General features: G+C 31.5%; 2 protein-coding genes. Both read right to left on the bottom strand.

The features are described 5' to 3' along the window. Window positions 1–139 precede the first annotated feature (139 nt). Window positions 140–262 (bottom strand): contact-dependent growth inhibition system immunity protein, encoded by a 123-nt coding sequence (locus tag LGZ98_RS23670; protein WP_158536540.1) that lies wholly within the window; start codon window positions 260–262, stop codon window positions 140–142. Between the two features lie 45 nt (window positions 263–307). Beyond that, on the bottom strand, window positions 308–628 hold the full coding sequence (locus LGZ98_RS23665; RefSeq protein WP_113042083.1) for a contact-dependent growth inhibition system immunity protein: 321 nt from the start codon (window positions 626–628) through the stop codon (window positions 308–310). Between the last annotated feature and the right edge of the window lie 918 nt (window positions 629–1,546).

Here is a 1,546-nt window from a genome sequence, read left to right as displayed (position 1 = left end):
ACATGATTTAGAAAATCTAACGCCGTGGTGTCCCATAATTCAGGAACAAATTCATCGTAATTAAAGCTATGAAAGTCTTTTTCTACGTCATCAGAATTACGGGTGAAATTATTAATCTCTCTTATTAAACTTATTATGGTTATTGACAGTTTAGATAATCAGTTACTATTTCATCTATTGTTTCACCAAATAACTGATAATCTTGATGAAAATAAGTCAGCATTAAATTATCGATATATTTTCTTTCTATTTCTTTTTCCATTGAATTAAACCTCTTTGTTTATTTTTTTATTTAAGAATACTTTAATTATTCATCTTGTTCAGTGTGCTCGTTTAAATAATCTTGTGACTTATTTGACACATGCTTTAAAAACTCAAGTGCTGTCATACCCCACCATTCTGGGAGAACGTCAGCATCATGGTAATGATAATCAAATGTGCTTTCTACATCTTCGGAAATGTCAATAAGATCATTGATTTTTTCTATTAACCCTTTTATCATTCCCAGAGTTGCGACATGAAGAAAATCATTGATAACATCATCAAGTTCGGGACCTGATATTATATCGAAGTCCTGATTAAAATAAGCATGCATTAAAATATCTAGAAATGGATATTGTCCGGTCATTTTAATTGTGGCCTTTCATATTATTGCGATCTCCTAAATAAGCTATTCAAAATAGTAGATCACTTTACAAAACGCCTTGTACGACAAGGGGACAAGCTATACATAGCAACACCATGAGTTAGTGTTGGTTATTCGGTATCAAACTTCCGTTGCTCAGTCATTAATTAAATTGACTACTGTATCGGTATTACGAAATGCTATTTAGTTGGAAAATAGTTTACTCAGCGTATATACCCGTCATCTTTCAAGTTGCCTCTTTGTTGGCTGCACTCGCTCACCCCGGTCACATAGTTTGCTATGCTCCCGGGGATTCACTCCCTTGCCGCCGCGATGCATCTTGAAATCCATAGGGTATAGAGCTGGCTAATTTGAGTTCTAGAACTCGAAGCAAGCGAGTGAACCGAAAAACCATTTTTTTCCAAAATAAGAAGAAATGTGAGATAAAGTTATAGAGACTTTCATCGGGCGTGAAAACTGCATTTTGTATATAGATCTAATTATTTAATGTATGACATTGATTATTAAGATTAAATATATTGTCTGGAGTGTAATTCTAATTGGTAATATCATATTTGAATTTATGGTATTTATGTGTGATTAATTAATTATGACGTGAATCACGATATTGAAAATTAGATTATTAATTTATTGATTTTTTTGTATGGTTTGTATTTTTATACATAGTTTAAAATAAATTATAGATTGAGGAATTAAAAAATCTAACGAGATAATACATCTTCTATTAAGAAGCAGAATGCCAAATGTTAATATTTTTCAAATCTTACTATTTTATTTAAGTTAAACTTAAAAATAGTGTAACACCTTGTATTAAAGTGAAAGCCTATAGCTATAACTGAGTTTAAGGACTGAGTGTAGCGGTGCTATTGGTTATTTAACTTAGAGCCTATCTCAATAGGC

The sequence above is a fragment of the Photorhabdus kayaii genome (genome assembly GCF_025384895.1).
GTDB classification, from domain to species: domain Bacteria; phylum Pseudomonadota; class Gammaproteobacteria; order Enterobacterales; family Enterobacteriaceae; genus Photorhabdus; species Photorhabdus kayaii.
This window is presented reverse-complemented; position numbering and strand designations above follow the sequence as displayed.